General features: G+C 67.1%; 30 protein-coding genes and 1 tRNA gene. 13 read left to right on the plus strand and 18 right to left on the minus strand.

Translation table 11 applies throughout. From position 1 onward, the window contains the following. Positions 1–594: 594 nt before the first annotated feature. The 3 genes from J4O73_RS23510 to J4O73_RS23520 form a co-directional block, all read right to left on the minus strand. Positions 595–921, minus strand: coding sequence for a hypothetical protein (locus J4O73_RS23510; protein ID WP_426221344.1), 327 nt, complete (start codon positions 919–921; stop codon positions 595–597). A gap of 111 nt (positions 922–1,032) precedes the next feature. Then, positions 1,033–1,698, minus strand: a complete 666-nt coding sequence (locus tag J4O73_RS23515; RefSeq protein WP_426221346.1) for a hypothetical protein — start codon at positions 1,696–1,698, stop codon at positions 1,033–1,035. A gap of 30 nt (positions 1,699–1,728) precedes the next feature. After that, positions 1,729–2,112 (minus strand): hypothetical protein, encoded by a 384-nt coding sequence (locus tag J4O73_RS23520; protein WP_426221348.1) that lies wholly within the window; start codon positions 2,110–2,112, stop codon positions 1,729–1,731. Positions 2,113–2,447: 335 nt separating this feature from the next. Here J4O73_RS23520 and J4O73_RS23525 point away from each other — a divergent pair, with 335 nt between their 5' ends. Beyond that, the gene (locus J4O73_RS23525; protein WP_378972942.1) at positions 2,448–2,651 is read left to right on the plus strand and encodes a hypothetical protein; all 204 of its coding nucleotides are present in this window, start codon (positions 2,448–2,450) and stop codon (positions 2,649–2,651) included. 300 nt (positions 2,652–2,951) lie between these two features. Here J4O73_RS23525 and J4O73_RS23530 read toward each other — a convergent pair whose 3' ends face one another. The 7 genes from J4O73_RS23530 to J4O73_RS23560 form a co-directional block, all read right to left on the minus strand. Beyond that, entirely contained in the window at positions 2,952–4,133 is a 1,182-nt protein-coding gene (locus J4O73_RS23530; RefSeq protein ID WP_426221350.1) for a GNAT family N-acetyltransferase, read from the minus strand. Between the two features lie 203 nt (positions 4,134–4,336). Further along, entirely contained in the window at positions 4,337–4,615 is a 279-nt protein-coding gene (locus J4O73_RS23535) for a PilZ domain-containing protein (protein WP_426221352.1), read from the minus strand. Positions 4,616–4,865: 250 nt separating this feature from the next. Continuing rightward, positions 4,866–5,132, minus strand: coding sequence for a hypothetical protein (locus tag J4O73_RS23540; protein WP_426221354.1), 267 nt, complete (start codon positions 5,130–5,132; stop codon positions 4,866–4,868). Positions 5,133–5,275: 143 nt separating this feature from the next. Continuing rightward, on the minus strand, positions 5,276–5,461 hold the full coding sequence (locus J4O73_RS23545; protein WP_426221356.1) for a ribosome modulation factor: 186 nt from the start codon (positions 5,459–5,461) through the stop codon (positions 5,276–5,278). Positions 5,462–5,502: 41 nt separating this feature from the next. After that, positions 5,503–5,787 (minus strand): hypothetical protein, encoded by a 285-nt coding sequence (locus J4O73_RS23550; protein ID WP_426221357.1) that lies wholly within the window; start codon positions 5,785–5,787, stop codon positions 5,503–5,505. A gap of 121 nt (positions 5,788–5,908) precedes the next feature. Continuing rightward, complete coding sequence (locus tag J4O73_RS23555) at positions 5,909–6,151, minus strand: hypothetical protein (RefSeq protein WP_378972925.1); 243 nt, start codon at positions 6,149–6,151, stop codon at positions 5,909–5,911. A gap of 145 nt (positions 6,152–6,296) precedes the next feature. Further along, positions 6,297–6,373, minus strand: a tRNA-Arg gene (locus tag J4O73_RS23560). A 292-nt stretch (positions 6,374–6,665) separates the two neighbouring features. On the opposite strand from J4O73_RS23560, the gene J4O73_RS23565 reads away from it, so the two are divergent. Beyond that, a complete protein-coding gene (locus tag J4O73_RS23565; RefSeq protein ID WP_426221359.1) occupies positions 6,666–7,364 on the plus strand; it encodes a glutathione S-transferase family protein in 699 nt (232 codons plus the stop codon). A gap of 171 nt (positions 7,365–7,535) precedes the next feature. Beyond that, a complete protein-coding gene (locus J4O73_RS23570) occupies positions 7,536–8,162 on the plus strand; it encodes an NUDIX domain-containing protein (protein WP_426221361.1) in 627 nt (208 codons plus the stop codon). Here J4O73_RS23570 and J4O73_RS23575 read toward each other — a convergent pair. Continuing rightward, on the minus strand, positions 8,128–9,891 hold the full coding sequence (locus tag J4O73_RS23575) for an SLC13 family permease (protein WP_426221363.1): 1,764 nt from the start codon (positions 9,889–9,891) through the stop codon (positions 8,128–8,130). The genes J4O73_RS23570 and J4O73_RS23575 overlap by 35 nt on opposite strands. A 17-nt stretch (positions 9,892–9,908) precedes the next feature. On the opposite strand from J4O73_RS23575, the gene J4O73_RS23580 reads away from it, so the two are divergent. Beyond that, the gene (locus J4O73_RS23580; RefSeq protein WP_426221365.1) at positions 9,909–10,481 is read left to right on the plus strand and encodes a hypothetical protein; all 573 of its coding nucleotides are present in this window, start codon (positions 9,909–9,911) and stop codon (positions 10,479–10,481) included. On the opposite strand, the gene J4O73_RS23585 is transcribed toward J4O73_RS23580, so the two are convergent. After that, complete coding sequence (locus J4O73_RS23585) at positions 10,482–10,934, minus strand: CBS domain-containing protein (protein ID WP_426221367.1); 453 nt, start codon at positions 10,932–10,934, stop codon at positions 10,482–10,484. 159 nt (positions 10,935–11,093) lie between these two features. Further along, positions 11,094–11,906, minus strand: a complete 813-nt coding sequence (locus tag J4O73_RS23590; RefSeq protein ID WP_426221369.1) for an alpha/beta fold hydrolase — start codon at positions 11,904–11,906, stop codon at positions 11,094–11,096. Between the two features lie 85 nt (positions 11,907–11,991). Here J4O73_RS23590 and J4O73_RS23595 point away from each other — a divergent pair, with 85 nt between their 5' ends. From J4O73_RS23595 to J4O73_RS23620, 6 genes are all read left to right on the plus strand, one after another. Then, a complete protein-coding gene (locus tag J4O73_RS23595; protein WP_426221371.1) occupies positions 11,992–12,624 on the plus strand; it encodes a GntR family transcriptional regulator in 633 nt (210 codons plus the stop codon). Positions 12,625–12,643: 19 nt separating this feature from the next. Next, positions 12,644–14,164: an aldehyde dehydrogenase gene (locus tag J4O73_RS23600; RefSeq protein WP_426221420.1), complete on the plus strand. Its 1,521-nt coding sequence runs from the start codon at positions 12,644–12,646 to the stop codon at positions 14,162–14,164. An 84-nt stretch (positions 14,165–14,248) separates the two neighbouring features. After that, positions 14,249–15,634, plus strand: a complete 1,386-nt coding sequence (locus tag J4O73_RS23605) for an MFS transporter (RefSeq protein ID WP_426221373.1) — start codon at positions 14,249–14,251, stop codon at positions 15,632–15,634. A 225-nt stretch (positions 15,635–15,859) separates the two neighbouring features. After that, positions 15,860–17,188, plus strand: coding sequence for a CHASE3 domain-containing protein (locus J4O73_RS23610; RefSeq protein ID WP_426221375.1), 1,329 nt, complete (start codon positions 15,860–15,862; stop codon positions 17,186–17,188). 32 nt (positions 17,189–17,220) lie between these two features. Continuing rightward, positions 17,221–17,640 (plus strand): RNA polymerase sigma factor region1.1 domain-containing protein, encoded by a 420-nt coding sequence (locus J4O73_RS23615; RefSeq protein ID WP_426221377.1) that lies wholly within the window; start codon positions 17,221–17,223, stop codon positions 17,638–17,640. A 76-nt stretch (positions 17,641–17,716) separates the two neighbouring features. Further along, complete coding sequence (locus J4O73_RS23620) at positions 17,717–18,448, plus strand: DUF3750 domain-containing protein (protein ID WP_426221379.1); 732 nt, start codon at positions 17,717–17,719, stop codon at positions 18,446–18,448. Positions 18,449–18,455: 7 nt separating this feature from the next. Here J4O73_RS23620 and J4O73_RS23625 read toward each other — a convergent pair whose 3' ends face one another. The 3 genes from J4O73_RS23625 to J4O73_RS23635 are packed head-to-tail and all read right to left on the minus strand — an operon-like array spanning position 18,456 to position 19,207. Further along, positions 18,456–18,770, minus strand: coding sequence for a hypothetical protein (locus J4O73_RS23625; RefSeq protein WP_426221380.1), 315 nt, complete (start codon positions 18,768–18,770; stop codon positions 18,456–18,458). 27 nt (positions 18,771–18,797) lie between these two features. Then, positions 18,798–19,025: a hypothetical protein gene (locus J4O73_RS23630; RefSeq protein WP_426221382.1), complete on the minus strand. Its 228-nt coding sequence runs from the start codon at positions 19,023–19,025 to the stop codon at positions 18,798–18,800. After that, a complete protein-coding gene (locus tag J4O73_RS23635) occupies positions 19,025–19,207 on the minus strand; it encodes a hypothetical protein (RefSeq protein WP_426221384.1) in 183 nt (60 codons plus the stop codon). Before J4O73_RS23635 ends, J4O73_RS23630 begins: the two co-directional genes overlap by 1 nt. Positions 19,208–19,534: 327 nt before the next feature. Between J4O73_RS23635 and J4O73_RS23640 the strand changes: the two genes are divergently transcribed. Beyond that, complete coding sequence (locus J4O73_RS23640) at positions 19,535–21,118, plus strand: acyltransferase family protein (RefSeq protein WP_426221386.1); 1,584 nt, start codon at positions 19,535–19,537, stop codon at positions 21,116–21,118. Between the two features lie 12 nt (positions 21,119–21,130). On the opposite strand, the gene J4O73_RS23645 is transcribed toward J4O73_RS23640, so the two are convergent. Together J4O73_RS23645 and J4O73_RS23650 are read right to left on the minus strand one after the other, a co-directional pair. Beyond that, positions 21,131–21,421, minus strand: coding sequence for a hypothetical protein (locus tag J4O73_RS23645; RefSeq protein ID WP_426221388.1), 291 nt, complete (start codon positions 21,419–21,421; stop codon positions 21,131–21,133). Between the two features lie 374 nt (positions 21,422–21,795). Continuing rightward, complete coding sequence (locus J4O73_RS23650; RefSeq protein WP_426221389.1) at positions 21,796–22,500, minus strand: sugar transferase; 705 nt, start codon at positions 22,498–22,500, stop codon at positions 21,796–21,798. Between the two features lie 615 nt (positions 22,501–23,115). On the opposite strand from J4O73_RS23650, the gene J4O73_RS23655 reads away from it, so the two are divergent. Further along, positions 23,116–24,858: a type I secretion system permease/ATPase gene (locus tag J4O73_RS23655; RefSeq protein WP_426221391.1), complete on the plus strand. Its 1,743-nt coding sequence runs from the start codon at positions 23,116–23,118 to the stop codon at positions 24,856–24,858. Beyond that, entirely contained in the window at positions 24,858–26,213 is a 1,356-nt protein-coding gene (locus tag J4O73_RS23660; RefSeq protein WP_426221393.1) for an HlyD family type I secretion periplasmic adaptor subunit, read from the plus strand. The genes J4O73_RS23655 and J4O73_RS23660 overlap by 1 nt, the downstream gene beginning before the upstream one ends. The last annotated feature ends 128 nt before the right edge of the window (positions 26,214–26,341 follow it).

The raw sequence follows: 26,341 nt of genomic DNA on the forward strand, positions 1-26,341 counted from the left end.
GCGTCGAAGCCGTAACCGGCGTTGAAACCAGCGTAGAAGCCCGTCCAGGTGAAGACCGGCACCGGCGTGAACACCGGCGGCGGCGCAGCGCGGCGCGGAAGGTCGGCGGCCGAGGCGGCGGCGGTCAGGGCCGTGAAGGCGGCGAGGGAGGCGATCAGGGTCTTCATGATGTGGCTGTCTCCAGCAAAACTTCGTTGAGCCCCTCCTAAATCATCGCCTAAAATAACGCTGTAGCCAAAGAGACACACTCGTTCCGAAGGTGATTTGCGGAGTGAGGGCCGCATTCTCGAAGATCGACATTGGTTAGCAAAGTGTAAGCGGTCGATTTATCGAGTAAGACTTGGCAAAGCTGCCGTGAGTCGGCGCTTGCGGTGGCCTGTTCCCCGCCGCACCGGCCCTCGGGCCACCGCCCCGGTGCGTGCATCTGAGCACGAGGCATCACGAACGAGACACGGGAAACCGGCTCGGACCTCTCCAGTCGTCACGCTCTCGTCCGGTGCGAGCCTAGCGGGGTCGCGACCGCCTTCGGACAACGCCAGCACGGAAATCATCCACTGCGAGTGACCCACTCGCTGCATTAAATTGCCAGTATGCTTATTTTTCAGCGCAATCGTGCTTGATCGGCGGCCCGCTCTCGGCTACGGCCATCGCCCCGGACAGAAAAAAGCCGCCCACAAGGAGCGGCTTGAAGTCTAGGGAGGAAACGCCCAAGAAGGGCAGCAGGACCGCGACGCCATCGCCGTCCCGCACTGCCGATGTAATCCTTTGCACCGCACCAAGCAAGCTCGCAGGTGCGAGCGCATCGGTATTTCGACGCCATTCCGTCGGATCGGTGCATTTTCGCACCACAGAAGCTACTCGCGCCGCTTTTTTGCTCGGCCGTTTTCCTGTGCCGGTCCGGTCAAAGAGGCAGGTGGCCATCGCTATAGGTCCTAGACCTTTTTCAGCGCGACCCTCGATGCGTGCCCCCGCGGACAAAGGGGCCGGAGATGAGGCTCCGGCCGCAATGGTGAACTCCGAATGCCGGAGGGGTCAGATCCCGCTGCCGGTGCCGGGGTAGGACCGAACCCGGGTCCGTCCGTCATTCGCTCCGGAGAGACCGGTCCCCGATGGGTACGGATCGGTGGTCGATGCTGCTGCCGGCGTCCAGCCTTCCTGGGTCCAGGCCGCGGTCTTCTGATCGAGATCGACAGAGCCGTGTTGTTCGAGGATATCCATCACCATCGGAGCGCGGGCTTCGTCCGCTCGCACGGTCACGAGAGTGCCGCCACGGCGCACGCCCTCTCCGTAGGCATGGGCATCCTTCTCACTCACTCCCGCTCCCGTGAGACCGCCGGCAAGGCCGCCCGCGGCAGCGCCGACTCCCGCTCCCGTCAGGGTCGCCACCAGCCACCCTGCAGCCACGACGGGGCCGACACCGGGAATGGCGATCATGCCGAGCCCGGTCAGCAAACCAGCTGCGCCACCAACGACGGTGCCGAGCGTCGCGCCCGCACCGATGCCGTCCTTCGCCTTCTCCTTCGTATCAGGGCTTACGTGATCATGGCCATGCTTGATCAGACCCGCGTGGCGGTCCCCCTCGTTGTTGCCCACGAGGCTGATGTCGCCATGAGCAATCCCGCCAGCCTCAAGCTTATCGACTGCGGCACTCGCGTCTTCGTATCGATCAAATAAGGCAGTCAGTGTCTGTTGGGCCATCAAAGCCTCCTAAGGCGATTCCTGCAAAAATTACTGCGCGGCGACGTTGCCTTTGAAATCGAGCCCGATCGGGACCGACTTTCCTTCATGCATGGCCGTACCGCGCCAGATGCCGTCACCGTCCTTCTTGAGATCTTTGACGTCCTTGAAGCCTGCTTTTTCCAATCGAGAGCGTGCCTCACCCTCGGTAAAGCTGTTTGCCCCCTTCTCCAGTTTGACGGCGGAATGAGGATTGGCGGTCGCACCGTCGGGGGTCATTTTGTCCGTGTTCGGACGCGTCACGCTCTGCTGTCCGCCGGACTGCTGACTGGTCTTTGCATCGGGGGCGGCCGGTGTTCCCGTGACAGTGGTCTGGGCATACGCGCCCGAGCCCAGGAGGGCCGTTAGAGCAAGCGCAGCAAGAGGTGTTCGCATGTTCAACTCCGTGGGTCTTCTCGGACTTACCAAGCAGCCACCCCAACAAACCGTTCCAAAAATGAGGCGCCTTGCCCAAAAGCTGAGCTATCGGCGCCGATGCATCAGCCCATCACGCGAAAATGCATGGAATTGACGGATAAGATCCTGTTCCTGCGAGGATATTCTCGAAAACAATTTGATGTTCACCCGAGGGCGTCCGGTGTCCCTCGGCTCCACTGCACCGATCTCGGGAGCGTGGCCCGCGATGATGCAGAGGAGCGGCGACGCGAGGTTCTGCCGCAGCGACGAAAGCCGGTCATCGCGGTTGCCTGATGCCAACCAAGGAGACAGGCATGGCCAGTAAGGCGGACGTGACGACCTACACCGTGAAGGAGGCCATGGCCGCCAAAGTCGGCGATCATATCGAGATCGCGATTGAGGCTGATGATGGGACCAAGCTCAAGCTGAAGGGCACTGCCGAACAGCTCGACGCCCTGGTCGGCGATCTGGAAGTCATCCTGGATGGCGACGATGCCTCGGCTGAGGCTGCAGAGTAAGCCGGATTTTTCTGAGTTCCTCGAATGACTTGCGCGCGTCCTGCAAAACAGGCAGGGCGCGCGGGGTGCAATACCGGTGCTCTCGCAGCAGAAGTGTAGGGGGCACCCGACCGCTGCGATCCGCTGTCCTTCATCCAGCCGATCATGAAGATCTGGAGGCCGTGAACCGGCGCTTGCGGTGACCCCCTCCCCCGCTACCGAAGCGGGCGTCGGCTCGAACGGGCGCCCTGCCCCCAAGCGCGAAAACCACGCTCGATGCAGCGTCGGCAGTCACGCTGCACTGACGTTGCTCTGATCGCCTCAGATCGCTTCCAGCGGGATCGCCGAGTAGGTAAGCCCGATCTGACCAACATTCACGGCCACGGAGCCAAACCTGAGCTTGGTCCGCCAACGCCGCGCCAAAGCCATCGATCGGTACAAAATTCGCGCGCGCCAGGTCGAGGACACCTGATAGCCGTTCAGCAGTGAGATCATCTCAGGCCGCCAGCGGGTCTTGGAGACGTCTGTGCCGGTCGACAAGTTCGCGATACGCACCCCGTTATCGAACGACCACTTCAGAATTTCCGTCAGCAAGGTCGTCATGATGCTGTATTTGCGGTAATTCAGATCATAACCCGAGTAATACAAATACAGAACATCATCGATCTTTATCGCAAGACGAGCGGCGACTGTCTGGCCGCCGATTTTGATCTGAAAGACAAAGATGGCGCCAACTTTGGAGGCAGCACCCGCGTAAGACCGAAGAAAATTCTTTGCCGCGTTGGTCCGGAAGATATTGAGATGATGAACCGTGTTCTCCGCCTTGGATCGCTGCTGATGCAGGGATAGAAATTCTTCTACTGCAGATTCAATCTCCGTTGGCGATGAAACCGCACGAAATTCGAATGAAATATGATCGCGATCCAGATAGCGGTAGCACTTTCTGATGCTCTCTTTGATATTTCGTGGCAACGCACTGTGGAACTCGGCCCAACTGGTGGGCAATGGAAGATAGTAGTTGCTGATATTGCTGACGTCTTCGAGCTTGAGGCTGGATCGAATGCGCTCGGATCGTTCGTCGACGTCGTGCAGGCCGCGCCATTGAATCCAATCCCATTCCGAGGATCGGGCGTCGAGGTAGTCCCGAAGAGCCGCCACCACGGCTTCGAGGTCGCCGGGTCGGCAGATCGGTCCGCGGATCTCGGTCACGTTGGTATCTGCACCGATAAACTGCAATTCCCGCATCCGCAGCGGGCCCCATGCCGGGCGGAGTGTCAGCATCATCGGCGCAATGCCGATGATTTCACCGTCACGCTGGACAAGGAAGACCATCAGCCGGTCTTCGATGAAGTCGCGACCTCGGCGATAGCTCTCCCACCAGGATCGGCACCATTGGTATGACGCGAAGGGATGTCGGGGAAATATTTGCTTGCTCAGCGCCTCCCAGGCACCCTGTACAGATACGAGCTCGTCGAATGATGTCGCGACAACAATCTGGACCATCTTACAGAGTATCTCTGACGGACACATTCCAGAAACATAGCATTGGCGTGGCTTGAAATCCAAGGCCATGCTTTAGCGGTCGAATCTTGGCTATCCGGCGAGACGCATGAGCGGCCAGGGTGCCATGTCGAATAGATCGACCTTTGCTACGGCTCGCGGCGGCAGCCCGGTCTCCCGCCAGGCTATTGATGAAGCTCAGCGCGCTACTGTCCTCGGTTCAGTCGAAAGCGCACGCCAACGCTTTCGCCCGAGCGCCACCGGCCCTCGCAAGGTAACCGTACGTCCTCATCGACCAGTGAGATTTCGAAGTAGAGCGGCAGCGGGACATCGCAGCCAATACCGATCTTCGCGCCGCGTTCCGACATATCCCAGACGATACACGCGATAGCGTCTCGCCCAGAAATGTGGAGCAGGCCGTCGAGGAAAGTCGGCGCGCGGTGCAGTTCGCGTTTGTTGTCCGGCGCGTCGAGAGCGTGGCCCATGTCGACCGTCCATCTGGATGCGGGCGCATACAGCCTGGAGTTGAGCTCGCTAACATCTCGTTACAGACGGGTGGTCAGAGCGCGCAGTGAATGAGACGGGCACGCCGAATTCCGGCGTGTCTCGGGGCGTAGACAGGGCAGGCCGGCACGACGCGGGGTCATTCCGGCCCCGTGCAAAGGGCCTCACGAGATCGCCCCTCGCACTCCTGCTGGCGAACAGCGATCTCGTCAGCAGGAGTGAAATCAGGCGTTAGCGACGCTGCATCTCACGCCGCTCCTCACGGCGCTCCATCCGCTCTTCCCGGCGATCCCGCTCCGGATCGACACCCAGCACGCCGCCGACTGTCCCCGTCGCCGCACCGACCGCTCCCCCGACGACACCGCCAATCGGCCCCGCAGCGCGATTGCCATCTTCCGCGCCTCGCTGAGCGCCGGGAATGGTACCTTGGGCTTGCGCAGTCGCAGCGAGTGCGAACGGCGACAGGATGAGGGCGGAGGCGATCAGGATCCGTTTCATGGCGTTGTCCTTCGAGGCTCGAGAGGCGACGCCCCGCTTCGAAGCGAGGCATCCGCATCTCAGGCCAACGTCTGGACGCCAAGAAGGTCACACGACCGAGAGCCCGAACCTCTCGTCAGCGCTCGGCCTCATGGGGCGCCGGTTCAAGCCGAGCCCTTCGAGCGATCCTCAAGCCTCTCGCCGCGTATGGCGGCATCGTAGCCGGCCAGCCACAGATCATGTGCGTCCACCCCCTCGGCATAGGGGCATGCCTCACGGCTGAGGTTCTTGGCCGGAGCATAGAAACCGAGGGCGTAATGGTCGAGGTTATCGTCTGGTATCTCGTTCATGGCCTTCCCGCCTCACGCTCGCCCCACAAGACACCGGACCGCTAACCGACGGTCACCGCGCCATCGATCAGATTGATGGACGCCACGCGCGGCCCCCGCACGTCGGCATCGCGTTGCTCCCATTCCGACAGGACCAGGTTGGCGGCTTCATTGAGCTCACCCGGTGACCCCTCCCCGATCTGCGGGCGAATAGCCTCGACGAGGCGCGTCAAAACCGTCTGCTCTTCGCGGTAGGGGATCGGCATCGTCGCCTGCCTGCAATAAGCCGCGTAGACGTTCTCAGCGATCGTACGGGCGCGACGGTCGGCCTCCGGCACTTCGTTCATGTCAGGTCGCCCTCAACCCATCGGATGCGCGGTGCAGCGTGTCCGAACGCCGCTCGGCTTCACTGACCTAGCTTCGAGGGCCCCCCGTTCAAGGCGTGTCGCCTTGAGGCGTCGGTGACGATCAGTCTCCCGGCGTCCAATCGATTTTCGGCTGTTGCGACAGGATCCGATCGAAATAGTTCGCCACGGCCTGCGCGCCGTCCGAGTGCATCATGGCGACCGGATGGGCGAGATAGGCGCGTGCAAGGTCGAGGGGGATTTCGCCGGATTGAAGGGCGCCGAGGACGGCGTCGATAAACGCGTCGTTGGCCTCGTTGAAGTCGCTTGAGAGCTTCTTCCGCTCATTGAGTGCCTTGATGGGCATCGTGCGACTCATCCTTCGAAAGACGTGCTACCGGTCTATTTACCTGAGCACGGTCAGCGACCGAGCACCGACGCACAAAACACTGCGCCACGCTTCCGCGCCCCACATCAAGGGCCCACGAATTTTGCTGAGGTCTTTGGAAGATTGGCGCACCCGACACGATTCGAACGTGTGACCTTTGCCTTCGGAGGGCAACGCTCTATCCAGCTGAGCTACGGGTGCTGACCGTGTCTTTCACCTAGCCCAAGCGGGCGGGGAGCGCAACGGTGGCGTGGGGGCCTCATCGCGCTCGATACCGGGTGGCGAGAACTCCGATGGCAAAGGTTGCACGTTCGATGCGCCTCGGACGTGCCGCGTTCTGACAGGAGGAAGCGCTGTCGGAACCCTGCAGCCGACCTCCGATCCGCGCCGCCCTGCGACCTTTCGCGGGCCGCCTTGAAAGGTTGATCCGGCGAGCCAAACCCTGCTGCACGGCGTTCCCGTCTTATCGGATGCCATCCAGCGGAGAGTGTTCTTGTCGACAAAAGCGCGAATCTATACGTCCCCGTCCGCCTTCCCGAACCCCCAGCGCCTGCGCCTCTTCCTGCACGAGAAGGGAATCGCCGATGCTTACGAAGAGGTGATCTATGACATGGCGCCGGGCGGCGAGCAGCGCGGCTGGCGCCATCTCAAGATGAACCCGTGGGGCGAAACGCCGACGCTGGAACTGCCCGATGGATCCTACCTGTCGGAATCGGCCGCGATCGTGCGCTACCTCGACGCTCACCATGAGGGACGCAAGATCACCGGGGCGACGCCTCTGGAGCAAGGTCTCGATACGATGTGGGACGATCGCGTCTGGGTGCAGATCCTCTACCGGCTCACGACGCAGTTCCACGTTCTGCACCAGGGGCTCGGACCGAAGCTCGAACTGACGAACAACCCGCAATGGGGTGAGCATTGCCGCAAGGAGGCGCTCTCGCACGCGGCGCTCGTTGATCGTCATCTGGCCGATGGCCGGGATTGGCTGCTGGGCGGTGAGAACCCGACTTTCGCCGACATCACTCTCTGCACCGCCATCGCCTTCTCGAAGTTCGGGCCGGTGGCCACGCCGCTCGATGAGCGCTTCGAGCAGCTCGACCGGTTCTGGCAGCGATGGACGGCGCGCGACAGCTTCCAGACGGCCTATGCCGACGGAGGCGGGCTCGAGGAACTGGCTCATCTTCGCCGCTAATACAGTGCCGTCGACGGGGGATTCACGCACGGAGTGTGACGTGTGAGTCCGAGCGATGGATCAGACGGTGTGCGCCCCCCGTCACGCGAGCGACGTGAGGCGGTTGGCTGCGATGGCAGGCGACCGCTCCCGCTCGTTCACACGCACCCAACGCGCCCGCAGGAGGTTCCGATGAAAGCCGAAATCCTCAGCCTCCGCATCATTCACGACGGCTGGACCAAGTTCGGCTTGGCCAAGGTCCGGCTGGCCGATGGCACGGAGGCCGAGCGCGAGATCGAGGATCACGGCAACTCCGTCGGCGTCCTCCCCTACGATCCCGAGAGACGCGTCGCGACGCTCGTGCGCGAATTGCGGGTTCCGCCCCTCTACGTCTCCGGCGAACAATCCCAGCTGGAAGCGCCGGCCGGCCTCATCGATGACGGCTCTCCCGAGGAGAATGCGCGGCGCGAGGTTCTCGAAGAGACGGGCCTGCGCCTGCACGACCTCGAATCGGTCGGCACGACCTATTCCTGCGCGGGGATCTCGACCGAGCAGATCCATCTGTTCCTGGCGCCCTATCGCACCACCGACCGCGAGACCGGGGGCGGTGGCGCCGAGGGCGAGCACGAGAACATCAAGGTCGTGGAGATGTCCCTCTCCGACCTCGCCGGGATGGCCGCGACCGGGCAAGTGCGGGACTTGAAGACCCTGGCCCTCGTCCTGGCCCTTCAGGCACGCCACCCCCGCCTCTTCGCGGCCGAGGGCGATTCCCGAGAGGCCGTGCTCACACCGGACGAAGGGGCCAGACCAGGGCAATGAGGGGGATGCCCACCGCGATCACGATGAGCGAGAGCGGCAATCCGAGCCGGGCATAGTCGCCGAAGCGGTAGCCGCCGGGGCCCATGACCAGGGTGTTGCACTGGTGCCCGATGGGCGTGAGGAAGTCGCAGGCGGCACCCAAGGCCACCGCCATCAGGAACGGATCCGGGTTGAGCCCGAGCTTGGTCGCGAGCTTCGCGGCGATCGGACCCATCACCAGGACGGTGGCGGCGTTGTTGAGGAACGGCGTCACCGCCATCGCCAAAATGAGGATCGCGCCGAGCGCCGTCACGGGCGACAGGCCTTGCACCAGCGTCGTGAGATGGCCGGCGATCAGATCGGCGCCGCCGGTCGTGCTGACCGTCTCGGAGATCGGGATCAGGGCGCCGAGCAGCACGAGCACCGGCCATTCCACGGCCTGATACGCCTCGTGAGGCGTCATGCTCCGTAGAAGCAGCACGGCCACGACGGCGCCGAAGAAGGCCACCGCCACCGGCACGACATGCAGGGCGACGAGGGCCATCGCCGCGATCAGGATCGCGGCGGGCAACCAACTCCGGTCGTTGCGGCCGAGCGCGATCTCCCGCGCGGCGAGGGGCAGCACCTTGAGGGTCCCGAGGGCGGGGGCGAGGGCGGCGGCCCGCCCGCGCACCACGACCACATCCCCACCCCGGAACCGGACGGAGGAGAGCCGCTGCTCGATCCGCCGCCCGCGCCGACTGACCGCGAGGATGGCGAGCCCCGCACTGTGCTCGAGGTCGAGTTGCGCGGCGGTGCGCCCGACGAGCTCGGATTCCGCCGTCACCACGCCTTCCATCACCACGGATTCGGCGGTGGGGGCGTCGCCGGTCAGGGTCAGCCCGGTGCGGGCCACGAAGCGCTCCAGGGCATCCGGCTCGCCGTTGAGCAGGAGGACGTCGTCGGCCTTCAGGCGGAAATCCGGGCTCGCAGGATATCGCCGGAAGCGCTCGCGCAGGATCGTGGCGACGCCGACTTCGCCGTCGCCCTGCGCCTCCAGGGCGGCCACCGTGCCGTCGACCGCCGGGTGGCCGGGCGGGAGGCGTGCCTCCGTCGTGTAGCGCTCCAGGGTGAATGCGGCCTCCATGGAGCGCGTGCCCCCGTCGCGCCGGGGCAGCAGGCGCCAACCGAGGCACAGGAAGACGAACCCGGCCGCCGCCACGCAGAGCCCCACGGGGGCGTAGTCGAACATGCCGAAGGGCTTGCCGGTCAGGTCGGCGCGGACCTTCGAGACGATCACGTTCGGCGATGTGCCGACCAGCGTGACGATGCCGCCGATCAGCGAGGCGGAGGCCATCGGCATCAGCAGCGCGGAGGGCGGTGTGCCGCTGCGGCGGGAAAGCTGCAGGGCGATGGGCATGAAGATGGCCAGCGCCCCGACATTCTTCGTGACCATCGACAGGAGCAGCACCCCGGCCACGAGGATCGGCACCTGCCGCCCGGGGCTGGTCAGGCGCGGCATCAGGGGACGCATGAGGGTCTCGACCGCCCCCGAACGGGCGATGGCGGCGGAGAGGACGAGGGCCGAGCCCACGATGATGACGATGTCGTCGGAAAATCCCGAGAAGGCCTTGTCCGCCGGCACGAGGCCCAGCGCAATGCCGGCGGCGAGCGCGGTCAGCGCCACGACGTCGTAGGGCAGGCGATCCCAGACGAAGGCGGCCACCGTCACGCCGATCAGGCTGAAGGCGAGCACTTGATCGACGGTCATTCAGGAACACCTGTTCGGTGCGCCGCCGGAGCGGCGCAGGCTGGAAGGAATGGGTGTTGGAGCAAGTCGCCGGACGACAGGACCACCGGACAACGGCCGGTGAGCGGGAGGCGATCGATCGCCGCCACCGCGACATAGCCCCCGGCCGTCGCCAGATCCTGGACGCGGTCGGCCAGAAGGTCCTTCATGGCTTCCTGCAGAACCGGCACCAGACCCTCATGCCCCTGAGCGTCAACCTGACCTCGCTGGCCGGGGCGGAGCGTATGGCCGTCGCCCGCTTCGCCGCGGTGGCTGTGCTGGCCGGAGGCGCGGCGGAGGCACAGCGCCCGGTGCGGGCGTGGCTCGCCGCCAGCGGGGCCGACGAGGAGACCCTCGCGACCTTCGAGGACGCCCTGCGGAGACCCCCGCCCCTCACCGTGGCCCTGGCCGGTCTGACGACGCCCGAGATGGATCTGATCGCTTTCATCCTCTGTCTGGTCGCCGCGCGGGAGGGCGGACCGGCAGCCTCGGCCTTCGCGGACTATGTCGCCGCCGCCCGCACCCTGCCCTCGACGCTGGTCCGTGCGGCGGAGCGGCGGTATCGGGTCTGATCAGCGCTCCGTTCCGTCGAGGCGGTCCTGCAGGGAGACCTGCAGTTCGTCGTCGTTCACGAGCAGGTGGCGCGCGACATCGGCGAGGGTCAGCCAGCCCACGACCCTGTCGTTCCCATCGAGGACCGGGAGGCGCCGCACATAGTTCGCCCCCATGACATCCAGGGCCGAGCGGAGCGTGTCGTCTGGCTTGCAGGACAGCACGGGGCGTGAGGCCACGTCCTGCACCGTGACGGAGGTCGGATCGCGGCCGCGGGCGACGACGCGGTAGAGCAGATCCCGATCCGTCACGATGCCGATGCAGTGGTCGGCCGAGCCGACCGGCAGGGCCCCGACCTCGATCTCGCCCATCAGGACGGCCGCCTCCTGCACGCTCGCCTGAGGCTCGATGAATTCAACGTCGTGGGCCATTACGTCGGCGACACGCAGATGTTCGGCGGACAGGTTCGGCATCAAGCTCTCGGCGCGGCGCGGCAGCCGTGAGCTTTCGCGCATGGCCGTTGATCTAGGGCAATGTCCGCCGGGCCGGGACCGCTTCCTGAGAAAATACGCTTCGCGAGAGACCGTGCGCTCGTGGTGGGAATTCAGGTGCGGAGCGAATGCCGTCTCCGCTCACGCGTTCGTCGAGACCCTTTCGTCGGCCACCACGGCGCTCCCCTCGTCCAGGAACGAGACGAGAGCCTCCAGGAACCGCTCCGGCTCCTGCAACTGCGGAACGTGCGCGCAGCCCGGCAGGATCGTGAGGCGTGCCTCGGGCAACCCGGCCGCCAGTTCACGCGACATCGGCGGGGGCGTGGCCTCGTCCTGCTCGCCGACGAGCACCAGCACCGGCACCTCGACCGCCTTGAGATCCGGCCGGAGATCGAGCCCCGCCAGAGCCTCGCAGGCGGCGCGGAACACGCTCGGGTCGGTGCGGAGGAAAGCGGCCAGGCGCTCTCGCATCAGCGCCGGGTTCGCCGCTTGGAAATCGGGCGCGAAGAGACGGCGCATCGCGGTCTCGCTCAAGGCGCCGAGCCCCTTCTCGCGCGAGACGGCGGCCATGGTCCGGAAGGCCTGACGCCCGGGCTCGGAGAAGCAAGCGCCGCAATCGGCCAGGATCAGACGGCGCGCGAGGCCGGGATGCCGGATCGCCATCTGAAGGGCCACGAATCCACCGAATCCATTGCCGAGCACGCTCGGCTGCTCGCCGAGATCCCGCACAGCCTCGGCCATGCGGTCGGCTACGACCTCCAGGCCGCCGGAGACCGCCTCGGACCCGCCGAAGCCCGGCAGGTCCGGCACGATGACCCGGAACCGCTCCGCCAGAGGCCCGGCGATCCGGTCGAAGCTCGCCGCATCCGCAAGGAGCGAGTGGAACAGGACGAGCGGCTCCCCCGCCCCCGAAACCTGCGCCGCGATCCGTCCGCCAGCGAGCGTGATCCGCATCCTCGTCCTCCCGTCCAGCCTGAATTTTTCGTTGACGTGATATTTCACGGATGCAATCTTAAGGCAACCTGATCGGGTCAGAACCGTGCTTCTTCGCGACAACATCTATCACGCCATCCGCTCAGAGATCCTGGCCTGCCGCATGCCTCCGGGGGCCGAAGTTCGGGAGCAGGAACTGGCTGAGCGCTACGCGGTGAGCCGCCAGCCGGTGCGGGAGGCGCTGCTGCGGCTGGAGCGCGAGCGGCTGGTGACGGTTCACGCTCGCCAAGGATATCAGGTGAACCCGATTTCGATCTCGGATGCCCGCGATCTGCTGGCCTTCCGCCTCGTGATCGAGCCGGCCTGCGCCGGCGATGCCGCCGAATCCGGAACGACGGAGGCGCTGGCCGACCTCGACGCCTTTCGGGCGCTCGAGGAGGGCACCGACTTCATCGACTACAACCGCGCCTTCCACACCGCCCTGGCTCAGGCCTCCGGCAACCGCCGCATGGCGGCCACCGCGCGGGACCTGATCGAGCAGGCCGATCGCCTCGTGCGGGTCAGCCTCTCAGGCATCAAGGGCCGGGACCCGGACCAGCTCATCGCGGAGCATGTCGCGATCATCGAGGCCGTGCAGCGGCGCGATGGCCGCACGGCCCGGCGTCTCGTGCGCGAGCATGTCGCCCAGGCCCAGCGCCGCATCATCCCGGCGCTCGAACGCAGCGCCGTCATCCGTTGAGGGAGATCACCCCATGAACATGATCACGAGACCGGACCTCGCCGTCGAGACGCGGGGCAACTTCGTCGACGGGCGTGAGATCGAGGCCGGGGACGGCCCGCTCATCGACGTGAGGAACCCCGCGACCGGCGCAGTGATCGCCCGGATCCCCAACTCGACGGAAGCGGATGTGGACCGCGCCATGCGCAGCGCCCGCGCCGCCTTCGAGTCGAAGGAATGGGGCGGCATGGACACTCGCTCCCGCGCCCGGCTGGTGAACCGCCTCGCGGACGCGTTCGAGGCGAACCTCGACACGCTCTACAAGCTGGAGACGCTGAACAACGGCCGCCCGATCAACGAGACCCGCGCCCAGCTCTCGCGCCTGCCGGACTTCTTCCGCTACGCCGCGGGCCTCGCCCTGGCGCGGCGGGATGCGGTGATCCCGGTGGAGGGGTCCTACCTCAACTACACGCGCCGCACGCCCATCGGCGTGGTGGCGAACTGCACGCCGTTCAATCACCCGCTGATGATCCTGTGCAAGTCGCTGGCGGTCGTGCTCGCCACCGGCTGCACCACCGTGGTGAAGCCCTCCGAATACACCCCGCTCACCACCCTGAAGCTCGCGCAGATCTTCACCGAGGCCGGGCTGCCCAAGGGCGTGTTCAACATCGTGCTCGGCCTCGGGCCGACCACGGGCAAGCACCTCGCCGAGCATCCCGACATCAACAAGCTGGTTCTGACCGGCGGCACCGAGGCGGGGCGCATCGCGGGCAGTGCGGCGGCCAAGGTCTTCGCGCACCAGACGATGGAGCTCGGCGGCAAGACCCCGGTGATGGTGTTCGACGATTTCGATCTGGAGCAGGCGGTGAACTACGCCGCCTTCGGCGCCTTCATCGGCGCGGGCCAGACCTGCGTCTGCGCGAGCCGCCATCTCGTCCAGGCCTCGATCTACGACGCTTTCGTGGAGAAGCTCGCCGCCAAGGCGAAGAGCATCCGCATCGGCGATCCCTTCGATCCGGCGACCCAGCTCGGCCCGGTGATCTCGGGCAAGCAGCGCGACCGGGTGCTGGCCTATGCCGGCTACGGCCGCGACGAGGGCGCCCGCGCGGTGGCGGGCGGGCAGGCGGCGCGGGTCGCGGGGGGCGAGGACGGCTTCTTCGTGGAGCCCACCGTCTTCGCCGACGTGCGCTCCGACATGCGCATCTTCCAGGAGGAGGTGTTCGGCCCCTTCACCAGCGTCACGCCCTTCAAGGACGAGGCGGACGCCCTGCGGCTCGCCAACGACTCCCCCTTCGGCCTCGCCGCCGCGATCCGCACCCGCGACGTCGCCCGCGCCCACCGGGTCGCGGCCTCGGTGAAGGCGGGGATCGTATGGGTGAACGACCACCACCGCCTCGACCCGGCCTCCCCCTGGGGCGGCGTCGATGACAGCGGGCTCGGCCGCGAGTGCGGGCTCGAGAGCTTCGACGACCATTTCAACACCAAGAGCGTCATGGTCGCGACCCACGACACCCCGTTCGACTGGTATCGCGACACGGCGGGCCAGCGCCGCCTGAACTGACGAACACGAAACCCGGACGGAGGGCGACAGACCCCGCGTCAGACGGGTGCCCTCCGCGCCGATCCCTTACGCGGAGGAAACGCCATGACCTCGATCGTCAATGCGGGAGGCCGGCTCGACCGGCTCCCGATCGGCCCGTTCCATTACCGGATCATGTGGTTGATCGGTATCGGGATGTTCTTCGACGGGTTCGACATCTACATCGCGGCGACCGTGCTCGGCGCCACGCTGAAGAGCGGATTCTCGACCCTGCCGGAAAACGCGCTCTTCGTTTCGGCGACCTTCCTCGGCATGATGGGCGGCTCGTTCCTCACGGGCTTCCTGGGCGACCGCTACGGGCGGCGCTTCACCTATCAGGCGAACCTCCTCGTCTTCGGGCTCGCCGCCATCGCGGCGGCCTTCGCCCCCAACATGATGACCCTCATCGCGCTGCGCTTCATCATGGGCCTCGGCCTCGGCGCGGAGAACGTCGTCGGCTATTCCACCATGACCGAGTTCGTGCCGGCCCGCTCGCGGGGGCGCTGGCTCGGGCTGATGGCGGTGTTCGTGGTCACCGGCCTGCCGGTCGCCTCGCTGATCGGCTGGCTCGTGATCCCGGTCTTCGGCTGGCGGGCGATGTTCGTGCTCGGCGGATTGGGGGCGCTCGGCGTCTGGTATCTGCGCAAGAACCTGCCGGAATCGCCCCGTTGGCTGGAAGCCGTCGGGCGCACCGACGAAGCGGAGGCGCTGCTTCGGCAAATCGAGACCGAGGCGGCTCGCGGCGGCGTGCTGCCGCCCCCTGCCCCGGTGTCGGCCCCGGCGCCGAAGGTTGCATTCGCCACGCTGTTCCAACCCCCGTTGCTGGCGCGGATGATCGTCGGCTGCCTCTGCCTCATCGTCATCAACACGCTGCTCTACGGCTTCGTGACGTGGCTGCCGGTCTTCTTCATCAAGCAGGGCCTCAGCGTCGCGACCTCGTTCGGCTACTCGCTTCTGATGGGGCTCGGCGCCCCCGTGGGCAGCGCCATCGGCGCCCTCACCGCCGATCGCTGGGGCCGCAAGCCGACCATCGTCGGCGCCTCGGCGGCGGCGATCCTGTTCGGCATCGTCTATCCGCTCACCACCGATCCGTGGCTCCTGCCCCTCGTCGGGTTCGGCCTCACGGTGCCGATCTACGTCCTCGTGGCGCTGCTGTTCGGCATCTACATCCCCGAACTGTTCCCCACCGAGGTGCGCCTGCGAGCCTCCGGGATCTGCAACACGTTCGGGCGCGGCGCGACCATCGTCACGCCCTTCGTGGTCATCTCGCTGTTCCAAACCTACGGGATCGGCGGCGTCATGGCCCTGATGATCGGCCTGCTGATCCTCCAGATCGTCACGGTGATCACGCTCGGCGTCGAGCCGCGACAGCAGAGCCTGGAGGAGGTCGAGCCGCTCCTTCCCTCGGATCGGCCGGTCGAAGGCGCCGCCACGCGGCGGGGTCTTGCTTGAGGACCCACCGCCCTTGAAGCAATCCGCGAGGCGAGTGCCGCTCGCCTCGCGCCGTCTCCTGGGAACAAAGACCCCGGTCGTCCCTTGAGGCATCAGCCCCGCTCGTCGCGCCCCCGACCGGCGGCCGATGTCCCATGCGGGGAAGACAGCGCCGATGCGGTTCGTGGCGGTCGTCTTCGCCGTGCCGGAACCCAGGTTCCGCCGTCACGATCGTCCCACGCCGCCATGAGCACCCACGCCGCCCTCACCGTCATCGACCGCCTGCCGACGCGCTCCCGCACGGTGGACCGGATGGTCGTGGGCTGCGTCGTGATCCTCGCCATGCTCGGGATCGCGGTGGGGGCGTTCACCTATCAGCAGCGCGGCACGGAGGCCGTCCGGCATGCCATGGTGGTGGATGGGATGCTCGGCCGTGTGCTGTCGGCGGTCCAGGATGCCGAGACCGGACAGCGCGGCTACCTGCTCACCGGGGAGGACGTGTTCCTCACGCCGTTCCGCGAGGGCCGCGCCAAGGTGAACCGGGAGGTCGCCCGGCTGCACGAACTCCTGCGGGATGATGCCAGCCAGCGGGCCGAGCTCGATACGCTGATCCTGCTGATCCGCACCAAGCTCGATGAACTCGGCACCACGGTCGATCTGCGCCGCAACGGCGATCTCGACAGGAGCCAGAGCCTCGTCCGGGCCGGCCACGGCCGTCAGGTGATGGACGAGATCCGCGCCGTCATCGGCCGGATGGAGGATCACGAAGCCGCCTTCATGGAGCAGCGGCAGGCGACGATCTCGCGCATCGCCCTGCTGATCTGGGGCCTGTTCGCGGGGGTGGTGGTCGCCCTGGTCCTCTTTGCCCTGTCGGCCACGCGCGAGGCCGCCCGCCGCCGCAGCCTGTCGCGCTTCCTGCCGCGGGAGCTGGTCTCGCGCCTCGCCGACGACGACGGCAGCCTGAAGGCCGGGCGCCGTCAGCAGGCGGTCATCGCCTTCATCGACATGCGCGGCTCGACAGCCATCGCCGAACGGCTCGATCCGCAGGAACTCTCCGCGTTCCTGTCCTCCTTCCGCAAGCGCGTGATGCGCCTGTCGCGCCTGCACGGCGGCGTGGTCGACAAGTTCATCGGCGATGGCGCGCTGGTGGTGTTCGGCCTGCCCGAACCGGCGGCGGACGACGCGGCGCGGGCCGTCGCCTTCGCCCGCGACCTCGTCGCGGTCATCGCCCGCTGGAACGACAAGGGCGAGCACGATGCCAGCGTGCGCATCGGCGTCGGTCTCCATTGCGGCGAGGTGTTCAGCGGCATCATCGGCGAGGAAGCCCGCTACGAATTCACGGTGCTGGGCGACACGGTGAACGTCGCCGCGCGCCTGGAGCAGGCGACCAAGGTCCACGGTGTCTCCGTCCTGGCTTCGGAGGCTGTCCGCCGGGCGGCGGGGGCGGAGGCCGCCGCGTGGCGGGAGGTCAGCCGGGAACCGCTTCGGGGCCGCCGGGAGGCAATGCCCTACTACACGCTGGACATTCCAGCGTCCGAAACGACCGCCGCCGATCCGGAGAAGGACGCGGCGTGAGGACGAGGCGGCGGACGGGACGGTAAGTTCTCATGACAGGCACGATCGACCGCGCGACCCTCGACCGGCTCATCGCCCTGGGGCGGGTGCGCGGCGAACTCACCGCGAGCGAATTGCAGGCGGCCCTTCCGGTGGATGCACTGGATGTCGATGCCCTCGTCCTCGTGATGCTCGAACTGGAGGAGGCGGGGATCAGCGTCGAGCCGGACGCGTTCGGCCCGCGCGCCGAAACCGGCCCCCTGCCCCGGCTGACCCTTCCGCTGCCCGATCCCGGCGTGCCGCAGGCCACCGCGACCACCGCGAGCGAGGCCCGGTCGCGGGAGACGGCCCCTGCCGCCGCTCGGGCGCAAGCGAGAGCGGGCGAGGCGGAGGGAAATGATGTCACCCGCGTGGTCCTGTTGGCGGGTCTCGCGGTCGTGCTGACCCTGGGGCTCGTCCTCGTCTTCGTGTGAGGACGTCGCATGCCCCTGCACGGGAGCGGACCGAACCCATAGATCCTGGCTGTCACGCCGTCCGGACCGAACGCCCTTGTTTCGCACCGCCCTGCTCGTCTTCGTCGTCGTCTTCCTCGCACCGATCGCCGTCTCGGCCGCACGCTATTACTGGTTCAACGACATCTCGGATTGGCGTTTGGCCGACCGGTCGAGCGCGGGTCTGCTGCCGCCCGCTCAGCGCAAGCCCGAGGCGGTCGTCCGCGTGTTCTCCGCGCGCACGGTGAGTTGGCGCGGCATCGTCGCCACCCATAGCTGGATCGTCGTGAAGGGGGCGGGCGAGCGCGCCTACCAGCGCTTCGACTACACGGCCTGGGGCCAGCCGATCTGGGTCGACCGCTTCGTGCCGGACGGCCGCTGGTTCGGCAGCCTGCCGGAGGTGATCTTTGCCGCCGACGGTCCGGAGGCGGAACGGATGCTGCCGCGGATCCGCGAGACCATCGCCACCTATCGCTATGCTGCAATCGGCGATTACCGCCTCTGGCCGGGGCCGAACTCCAACACCTTCGTGGCGGCGGTGATGAGCGCCGTGCCGGAGATGGAGGCGAGCCTGCCCGCCACGGCGATCGGGAAGGATTTTCCCTATGACGGGCGCTGGATCGGGCTCACTCCGTCCCGCACCGGTCTCCGCCTGAATCTCGGCGGCTATCTCGGGCTCACCGCAGGCTGGGTCGAGGGGGTCGAAGTGAACCTCCTCGGCGCGGTGGCCGGATTCGACATCCGACGCCCCGGCCTCAAGCTGCCGGGGATCGGGCGGGTCGGGATCTGAGCGGGCCTCAGCCCTCCCGCTGCGTCTCGAGGCTGCTGTCCTCGCCGGACGCTCCCATCGACGGGCTCGCCAGCCCGCTCGTATTGGCCTCATCCGGAGATCCCGGATCGTCGACCCGGCGGTTGGCCACATGGTCCTGGTACTGTTCGGTCTGGACGTTCTTGCTGTCGAGGCCGCGCTGGTCGCTGTGCTGGGACTTGTCGCGGTTACTCAGCACCATGTTCTCGGGCAGGATTCCGTCCAGCAACTCGGTCATGGCGCCGGTGCCCGAGCCCTTGCCCTGTGCGCCCGATCCAAACGTGTGCTTGTTGGCTTTGGCCATGTGGCGCTCCTTCAATGAGGCTTGGGATCAGTGGGACCGGTCCGTGCGGTCGGAAGCGCGGCCCTTGCCCCCGTGGGTGTGGTGACTGTCGCGCTCGCCTCCGCCGCCGGAGACGTGAGACTTCGAATCGTTCGTTGGGCTGCCGGGCGCGGGTCCGCTCCGCTCCTCGTGGGCGGGCTTCGATGCGTCCTGATGGCTGCTGCCGGGACCGCCATGGTGGCGGTCGGCGGCGGGATTCTTCTGAGAGGTGCTCATCACCGATCCTGCTGGTGGCCCTGATGGGTCGTGTTCACCTTCGAATTGCCCGCTTGGCCGACCTTCTCCGGATTTTGGGCCTGGACGCCGCCCTGGCCCTGTGAGAGCGGCGCGGCGGGCGCGCTTCCGGGGCCCTTGTCGGATTGGTTCGCGGGCGGGACGGGGGGCGGCTTGGCCGTCATGATGGTCTCCTCGGTGGCGTGTCAGGCCAACCGTGCAGAGCCGACGACGTTCCTGCCGATGAAATTCTGCGACACTATTTGTCCGAACCTATGCTTGTAATATGCCCAAGCTTATCTTCCGATAATCCGCGATGCATTGTCGCAACATGAAAACGACTTGCCTCGTCGGTCGCAAGGTACGACGGACGACGCGGCGAGGCTGAGGGTTTCGAGCGGAGCTGTTTCGGACGTCGGCCGCGCTCGACATAGACTGGCCACGTTTCTCGATCTTTCGAGAGGTCCGCGTTCGCCGACACACGGCGCGCCTCGACACTCGAGATGTCAGCGATGCCGATCCGCCTCAGCCGGGACATCCCCAGAACCGTGCCCGAAGCCATCCCGGCTCCGGGGCAGGTGGGCATCGCCCGGGCGGCCGGAGAGCTCACGAACCTGCAACTCCTGCGGGCGCTGGCGGCGGGTCTCGTCCTCGTTCACCACGTGGCGATCTATGGGCAGATCCTGCGCGGGGCGGACAGGCCCTTCGCGGCCCTCGACCAGCTGATGGGTGTGTGGGGCGTGGCGATCTTCTTCGCCCTGTCCGGCTTCCTGATGGCGCGGCTCGTCACCCGCGATCCCCCGATGGTGTTCCTGGCGCACCGGGTGAGCCGCATCTTTCCCACCTACTTCGCGGTGGTCGGCCTGTTCGCCGTGCTGTACGCGGCCCTGGGCCTGGAATTCGGCGGTCTCTCGGTGCTGGCCCTGTCCCTGGCACCGGTGGGACCGCGCAGTTGGCCGCTCAACGTGGAATGGACCCTCGTTCTGGAGGTGACCTTCTATGTCGGGCTGTTCCTGCTGGCTTCCCTCGGGCAGGCACGGCGCCTCGTGCCGGTGGCCGCCGGGTGGCTCGTCCTGATGGCGGTGGCCTTCCCGCTGCTGCCGCCCGGCAGCCGCAACATGATGCCGCCGCCTCTCTATCTGGTGCCGGTCACGGCCTCCTGCGTGCCCTTCGCCCTGGGGCTGCTGCTGCCGCGGCTGATCGCGGCGGGCTGGGTCCGCCCCGCGACGGCGCTCCTCGCCCTGCCCTTCGCGGGGGCCTGCTTCTTCGTCGATGCGGCCGCCGCGCGCTGGCTCGGCGGCATCGCGGCGGTGCTGCTCGTGGGTGCTGCCGTCACCGCCCCGGCCATCGGGCGCCGGAGCCCGGCGGCGCGGGGGCTGATCGCCCTGGGGGATTGGAGCTACGTCCTCTATCTGGCCCATCCGCCGGTCCTGATGCTCGCGAACTGGGCCTGTCCGCCGCATTGGTCGGGCCTCGCCTACGGCGCGGTCTGCATCGCAGGCGCACTGACCGCCGCCGCCCTCCTCGGTCCGCTCGACGTCGCCCTGTACCGCCGCCTGCGCGGGTGGATCGACGCCCTGAGCCCCGCAGCCGGCAAGCGCGCCACCATCGCGTTCCTCAGCTTCTTCGGAGGCTGCGCCCTCTGGGGCAGCGTGGAGACGGCGCAGCACGATTGGGCCGAGAGCCGCGCGCGCCACGCGATCGCGAGCCTGCCTGCCGCTTCCTGGACCACGCGCGAGGCGGCCGAGGCCGCAATGGCCGGGCGCGGTCTCGCCCTGCCCCCCTCCGTCAAGGCACGGGTCGAGTCCATCGAGCCCCTGCCGGGGGCCGAATGGCTGGTGGGAGCCTACGCGTTCGATCCGGCGAAGCCGGGCCGGGCGATGCGGCTCGCCCTGTTCTGCGGCGGGCGGCTCGAGAGCCTTGAGCGGCCGCGCCGCCTGCGGAGGGACCTCGTCGGCCAGCCGGGCTTCGAAGGCGTGGGCAAGCGGCGGATCGGCTATCGCGTGCGTATCCCCGCCGGACCGTGCACGCCGGACAGCCTGCTAGCCGTCGCCGTGGACGACACCGGACGGATGGCGGTGCTGCCCCTCCCGTGAGGGGACCGCCGCTCACTCGTGGTTGATGTGGAGGCGGCGTGTCGTCCGGCGCGCATCCTTCGGCAGGCCGCGGACATGGATCGCGAGCGCGGTGCCGACGAGGCAGAGGAAGTAGCCGACCTGCATGGCGAGGAAGGCGAGGGCAGGCATCCATCCGCCGAGAAGACCGCCGATGAGGTACGCGACGAGGGTCAGGAGCAGGGCGAAGGCAAGGGCGGTCACCGCAAAACCGACGACCGACACGTAGAGTCCGCACACGACACCGAACACGCCGAAGAGTGCCAGAACGCCCGTCGTCTCCATCGGTCCTCTCCGAGTCCCGCCCCGTCGTTCCCCGGCCTGTCTCGGCGTCACGGGCTCGCGGCACCCCTCACGGGCTCGCCGCCGACCCTTGGCGCGTCACTTGTTCCGGAGGTGCACCTGGCGTCCTGTCGGTGAACAATACCTACGTGAGCGACTTATCTCCCAAAGGAAGGCCGAAAGGAATACATTTTTGTGAATTAGAAACGAAACCTGCCGTCAAGCCGCATCGGTTTGACGGGACAAGCCTCATTGTGCGTGGCGGGTGGAATGCTTTTGCCGCTTTTCACCGGGTCAAGACGCGTGTCGACTTGTTCGTCTCGACCCAGATCGATGGTATCCGGACGGGAGACCGGGCGGGATGATCCCTGTCCCGTTCAGTACGAACCCTTGACCAGGAAGACCGCCGGCACGGTGCGCATGATGATGACGATGTCGCCCGCGAAGCTGCGCGACTCGACATACTGCCGGTCGAGGCGGACACGCTCGGCATAGGTCGTGTCGGACCGTCCGCTGATCTGCCACGCGCCGGTCAGGCCCGGCCGTACGGCAAAGTAGGCAACGGCGGCGTCGCCGTACTTCTCGACCTCCGCCTCGACGATCGGGCGCGGCCCGACGAGGCTCATCTCGCCGCGGATCACGTTGATGAGCTGCGGAAGCTCGTCCAGGCTGGTCTTGCGCAGCAGGTGGCCGATCGCGGTGATGCGCGGATCCTTCTTGAGCTTGCGGCTCTGTGCCCACTCGGCCTGGGCCGCGGGATTCTCGGACAGGTACCGCACGAGGATCTCGTCGCCATTCATCCGCATGGAGCGGAACTTCAGGCATCCGAAGGTCTTGCCATCACGGCCGAGGCGGCGATGGCTGTAGAACGGCGAGCCCCGGTCCACGGCCCAGACCGCGAGGGCGACGAAGGCGAAAAGCGGCAGCAGCATGAAGAGCAGTGCCGTCGCGACGCTCAGATCGAACAGGCGCTTCATCGCCCTGTCATGGATGCGCTGGCGACCATACCGGCCCTCGGACTGCAGGCCGGATGCGACTTTGCGCGAGCGCAGGGCAGGAAGGGGCAGGTTAGAAAGCAGCATTCTGCGTCCCTTGATGACACGGGGTGGCGCCGTTGATTTTTAACTGGGTATTAAGTTTCGAATGCCAGATTGCGTTGCACAATTCAAGACGCGACTTGGATGAGGCGGGCTGCTTTTTTCGTCCTTCTGCATGGAACCCTTTTGGGGGTAAGTGAAACGAGGACTATATTCATCAAGCATTTGCGCCTTTTATAGCTGAGCCGTAAGGCTTCTAGAATCCTTTGTTGCACTGCAATGATTCAGCGTCCCGCCGCCCTTTCCGGGTGTTCGCGGGCGTTTCGGCGTTTCGGGCCTGGCCGGAAAAGATTCTGCCCTCGATCACTCCCACTGCAGTAGAAAATTTTTGCCTGAGCCCTCCGGCCTCACCGGACCGCGGCCTCCCGAATGCTGGGACGCGGGTTAAAGATTGTTAACGCTTGATCCTCATGGTCCTGATTCGTACCCGGTGAGACAGCCTCGCCGGTGCGGACAAACCTTTGAATGCGAACGCCTTCCTCGCTGAAGCCACGGCGATTCGGTCTCGAGGGCGTGTGACACCATGCAGGAACGGTGCCTCTTTCCTCGTCCCGGATGAGCGAGGGGGCTTGGCGATCACGGCGGCACTCCGAGCGGATCATGGCGACGACAGGCACTTCTCCCACGCTCGCCTCGGCCCTCGAACGGTGCCGGCTCGCCTTCATCGGCGTGGCCTGCATGAGCGCGCTGGTGAACGTACTCTATCTCACCGGCTCGTTCTTCATGCTGGAAGTCTACGATCGGGTGATCCCGAGCCGCTCGGTGCCGACGCTGGTCGGCCTCTGCGTGCTAGCCCTCATGCTCTACGCCATCCAGGGCGTGCTGGAAGCGATCCGCACCCGGGTGCTGGTGCGTGTCGGCATGGCGCTGGACGAGGCCCTGAGCGCGCGCGTCTTCGACGTGACGGTGCGCGCGCCCCTGAAGGGCGGGCTCGGGCAGGATGGGCTGATGGCGGTGCGCGACCTCGATCAGGTGCGCGCGTTCCTCACCGGTGGCGGTCCCTCGGCCCTGTTCGACCTGCCGTGGATGCCGGTCTACCTCGCCATCTGCTTCCTGTTCCATCCACTCATCGGCGTGGCGGCCATCGTCGGCATGCTGGTGCTGGTGGCGGTGACGCTCCTCACCGACCGGGCGACCCGCAAGCCCACCGTCCAGTCGGCGGTGACGGCGCAGCAGCGCAGTAGCCTCGCGGAGATCTCCCGCCGCAACGCCGAGGCTCTGGCGGCCCTGGGCATGCAAGGCCGCCTCGGCTTGCACTGGGCGCACGTCAACCGGACCTACGGTCTCGCGCAGCAGCGTACGGCCGACGTGGTGGGCGGCTTCGGCGCCCTGTCGAAGACCTTCCGCACCGCCCTGCAATCCGGCGTCCTGGCCCTCGGGGCGTGGTTGGTGATCCACAACGAGGCGACGGGCGGCATCATCATCGCCTCATCCATCCTCGTCTCGCGCGCCCTCGCCCCCGCCGAACTCGCCATCGCCCATTGGAAGGGGTTCGCCGCCGCCCGCCTGAGTTGGCGCCGCCTGTCCGACGTGTTCGGCCGCCTGCCGGAGGCGCCCAAGCCGCACGCCCTGCCCGCCCCCAGCCGCAGTCTGACGGTGGAACGGCTCGCCGTCGTCCCGCCCGGCGGTCGCAAGCCGACGGTGCAAGACGCGACCTTCGCCCTCTCGGCCGGACAGGGGCTCGGCATGATCGGCCCGAGCGCCTCGGGGAAATCCTCCCTCGCCCGCGCCCTGGTCGGCATCTGGCCACCCGCGCATGGGCAAGTCCGCATCGACGGGGCGGCCCTCGACCAATGGTCGAGCGAGACCCTGGGACCGCATCTCGGCTATCTCCCGCAGGAGGTGGAGCTGTTCCCCGGCACGATCGCGGAGAACATCGCCCGGTTCGAGGACGGGGCGGATCCCGCCAAGGTCATCGCGGCGACGCGGGCGGCCTGTGTCCACGAGCTGATCCTGCGCCTGCCCGAGGGCTACGACACGCGCATCGGCGAGAACGGCATGGGCCTCTCCGCCGGCCAACGCCAGCGCATCGGCCTCGCCCGCGCCCTGTACGGCGAACCCTTCCTCGTGGTCCTCGACGAGCCGAATTCCAACCTCGATGCGGAGGGCGAGGCCGCCCTCACCGAGGCGATCCACGGCGTGCGCCGCCGGGGCGGCATCTGCGTGGTGATCGCCCACCGGCCGAGCGCGCTCGCCGCCCTCGACCTCGTGCTCGTCCTGTCGGACGGGCGGGTCCAGGCCTTCGGCCCCAAGGAGGAGGTGCTGCGGCACGTTCTGCGTCCGTCGCAGGCCCCGACATCCGCCCCCGCACCCGCCGTCGCAACCCTGCGTGAGAGCGCGTGATGAGCCATTCCAGCCTGCCCGCCCTCGGCTCCTTCGGCGCGCCCCTCGCCCCGCCGCCCTCCCTCGCCCTGCCCTCGATCCGCCGCCATCTCCTGGCGGCGCTGGGCCTCGGCCTTGTGCTGGTGCCGGGCATCGGCGGCTGGGCCACGCTCACCCATTTCTCGGCGGCCGTGATCGCCCCCGGCCAGCTCGTGGTCGAATCCGACGTGAAGAAGGTCCAGCACCCGACGGGCGGCGTGATCGGCGAGATCCTCGTGCGCGAGGGCAGCCACGTCCATGCCGGGGACGTGCTGTTGCGCCTCGACGGCACGCAGATCCGCACCAACCTCGAGATCGTCCTGAGCGCTCTGGACGAATTGTCCGCCCGCCGCGCCCGCGACGAGGCCGAGCGCGACGGAACGGCCACCATCGCCTTTCCCCCGGACCTCACGGACCGCGCCGGGACGAGCCGCGCCGTCGCGCACCTGATGGAGAGCGAGACCCGCCTGTTCCAATCGCGCGTCGCGGCCCGGGAAGGGCAGAAGGCGCAGCTGACCGAGCGGATCGCGCAGCTGCGTCAGGAGATCCAAGGCCTCGGCCAGCAGACGGAAGCCAAGAACCGCGAGATCGCGCTGATCCAGCAGGAGCTGGTCGGCGTGCGCGACCTCTTCGCCAAGAACCTCGTGCCGCTCTCGCGGGTGACGGGTCTGGAGCGCGACGCGGCGCGGCTCGAGGGCGAGCGTGGCCAGCTCATCGCCGCCACCGCCTCCTCGCGCGGCAAGATCGCCGAGACCGAGTTGCAGATCATCCAGATCGACCGGGAGATGCGCACCGAGGTGGGCAAGGATCTCGCCGAGATCCGAGGCAAGTGGTCGGAATTCGTGGAGAAGCGCGTCGCGGCGCAGGACCAGCTGATGCGCATCGACATGCGCGCGCCCCAGGACGGCATCGTCCACCAGTTGAGCGTCCACACGGTGGGCGGCCTCGTCACGCCCAACGAGCCCGCCATGCTGATCGTGCCCCAGGCCGATCAGCTCCTCGTGGAGGTGCGGGTCCAGCCGCAGGACATCGACAACGTCCGCACCGGCCAGACCGCGATGCTGCGCTTCTCGGCCTTCAACCTGCGCACCACACCCGAGGTCGCGGGTGAGGTGATGCGCGTCTCCGCCGACGTGAGCCAGGACCCCAAGACCGGCCAGACCTTCTACACCGCCCGCATCCGCCTGGACCCGAGCGCGAAGGAGGCCCTGGGCGCCCTGCGCCTCGTCCCCGGTATGCCGGTGGAAGCCTACATGCAGATCGGCGACCGCTCGGTCCTCTCCTACCTGACGAAGCCTCTCACCGATCAGATTGCCAAGGCCTGGAAGGAGCGGTGAGGATCCTCGGTGATCCTTCTCGCTTCTATACCGCACCCCTGCCTTGCGAATCGAAGAACTCTCTTTGAAGCCGCCACTCTTACTGTCGACAAGACTTGGTCCGTATTCCGCACCTTCCGATGACGCTG

The organism is Methylobacterium sp. NFXW15 (assembly GCF_049887755.1).
In the GTDB taxonomy this organism is placed as follows: Bacteria; Pseudomonadota; Alphaproteobacteria; order Rhizobiales; family Beijerinckiaceae; genus Methylobacterium.

What these genes read in the sequence shown, in the direction of transcription:
- J4O73_RS23510 (WP_426221344.1), bottom strand. Translation starts at nt 921, where the DNA reads ATGGCCACCTGCCTCTTTGACCGGACCGGCACAGGAAAACGGCCGAGC.
- J4O73_RS23515 (WP_426221346.1), bottom strand. Translation starts at nt 1,698, where the DNA reads ATGGCCCAACAGACACTGACTGCCTTATTTGATCGATACGAAGACGCG.
- J4O73_RS23520 (WP_426221348.1), bottom strand. Translation starts at nt 2,112, where the DNA reads ATGCGAACACCTCTTGCTGCGCTTGCTCTAACGGCCCTCCTGGGCTCG.
- J4O73_RS23525 (WP_378972942.1), top strand. Translation starts at nt 2,448, where the DNA reads ATGGCCAGTAAGGCGGACGTGACGACCTACACCGTGAAGGAGGCCATG.
- J4O73_RS23530 (WP_426221350.1), bottom strand. Translation starts at nt 4,133, where the DNA reads ATGGTCCAGATTGTTGTCGCGACATCATTCGACGAGCTCGTATCTGTA.
- J4O73_RS23535 (WP_426221352.1), bottom strand. Translation starts at nt 4,615, where the DNA reads ATGGGCCACGCTCTCGACGCGCCGGACAACAAACGCGAACTGCACCGC.
- J4O73_RS23540 (WP_426221354.1), bottom strand. Translation starts at nt 5,132, where the DNA reads ATGAAACGGATCCTGATCGCCTCCGCCCTCATCCTGTCGCCGTTCGCA.
- J4O73_RS23545 (WP_426221356.1), bottom strand. Translation starts at nt 5,461, where the DNA reads ATGAACGAGATACCAGACGATAACCTCGACCATTACGCCCTCGGTTTC.
- J4O73_RS23550 (WP_426221357.1), bottom strand. Translation starts at nt 5,787, where the DNA reads ATGAACGAAGTGCCGGAGGCCGACCGTCGCGCCCGTACGATCGCTGAG.
- J4O73_RS23555 (WP_378972925.1), bottom strand. Translation starts at nt 6,151, where the DNA reads ATGCCCATCAAGGCACTCAATGAGCGGAAGAAGCTCTCAAGCGACTTC.
- J4O73_RS23570 (WP_426221361.1), top strand. Translation starts at nt 7,536, where the DNA reads ATGAAAGCCGAAATCCTCAGCCTCCGCATCATTCACGACGGCTGGACC.
- J4O73_RS23575 (WP_426221363.1), bottom strand. Translation starts at nt 9,891, where the DNA reads ATGACCGTCGATCAAGTGCTCGCCTTCAGCCTGATCGGCGTGACGGTG.
- J4O73_RS23585 (WP_426221367.1), bottom strand. Translation starts at nt 10,934, where the DNA reads ATGCCGAACCTGTCCGCCGAACATCTGCGTGTCGCCGACGTAATGGCC.
- J4O73_RS23590 (WP_426221369.1), bottom strand. Translation starts at nt 11,906, where the DNA reads ATGCGGATCACGCTCGCTGGCGGACGGATCGCGGCGCAGGTTTCGGGG.
- J4O73_RS23600 (WP_426221420.1), top strand. Translation starts at nt 12,644, where the DNA reads ATGATCACGAGACCGGACCTCGCCGTCGAGACGCGGGGCAACTTCGTC.
- J4O73_RS23605 (WP_426221373.1), top strand. Translation starts at nt 14,249, where the DNA reads ATGACCTCGATCGTCAATGCGGGAGGCCGGCTCGACCGGCTCCCGATC.
- J4O73_RS23610 (WP_426221375.1), top strand. Translation starts at nt 15,860, where the DNA reads ATGAGCACCCACGCCGCCCTCACCGTCATCGACCGCCTGCCGACGCGC.
- J4O73_RS23615 (WP_426221377.1), top strand. Translation starts at nt 17,221, where the DNA reads ATGACAGGCACGATCGACCGCGCGACCCTCGACCGGCTCATCGCCCTG.
- J4O73_RS23625 (WP_426221380.1), bottom strand. Translation starts at nt 18,770, where the DNA reads ATGGCCAAAGCCAACAAGCACACGTTTGGATCGGGCGCACAGGGCAAG.
- J4O73_RS23630 (WP_426221382.1), bottom strand. Translation starts at nt 19,025, where the DNA reads ATGAGCACCTCTCAGAAGAATCCCGCCGCCGACCGCCACCATGGCGGT.
- J4O73_RS23635 (WP_426221384.1), bottom strand. Translation starts at nt 19,207, where the DNA reads ATGACGGCCAAGCCGCCCCCCGTCCCGCCCGCGAACCAATCCGACAAG.
- J4O73_RS23640 (WP_426221386.1), top strand. Translation starts at nt 19,535, where the DNA reads ATGCCGATCCGCCTCAGCCGGGACATCCCCAGAACCGTGCCCGAAGCC.
- J4O73_RS23645 (WP_426221388.1), bottom strand. Translation starts at nt 21,421, where the DNA reads ATGGAGACGACGGGCGTTCTGGCACTCTTCGGCGTGTTCGGTGTCGTG.
- J4O73_RS23650 (WP_426221389.1), bottom strand. Translation starts at nt 22,500, where the DNA reads ATGCTGCTTTCTAACCTGCCCCTTCCTGCCCTGCGCTCGCGCAAAGTC.
- J4O73_RS23655 (WP_426221391.1), top strand. Translation starts at nt 23,116, where the DNA reads ATGGCGACGACAGGCACTTCTCCCACGCTCGCCTCGGCCCTCGAACGG.
- J4O73_RS23660 (WP_426221393.1), top strand. Translation starts at nt 24,858, where the DNA reads ATGAGCCATTCCAGCCTGCCCGCCCTCGGCTCCTTCGGCGCGCCCCTC.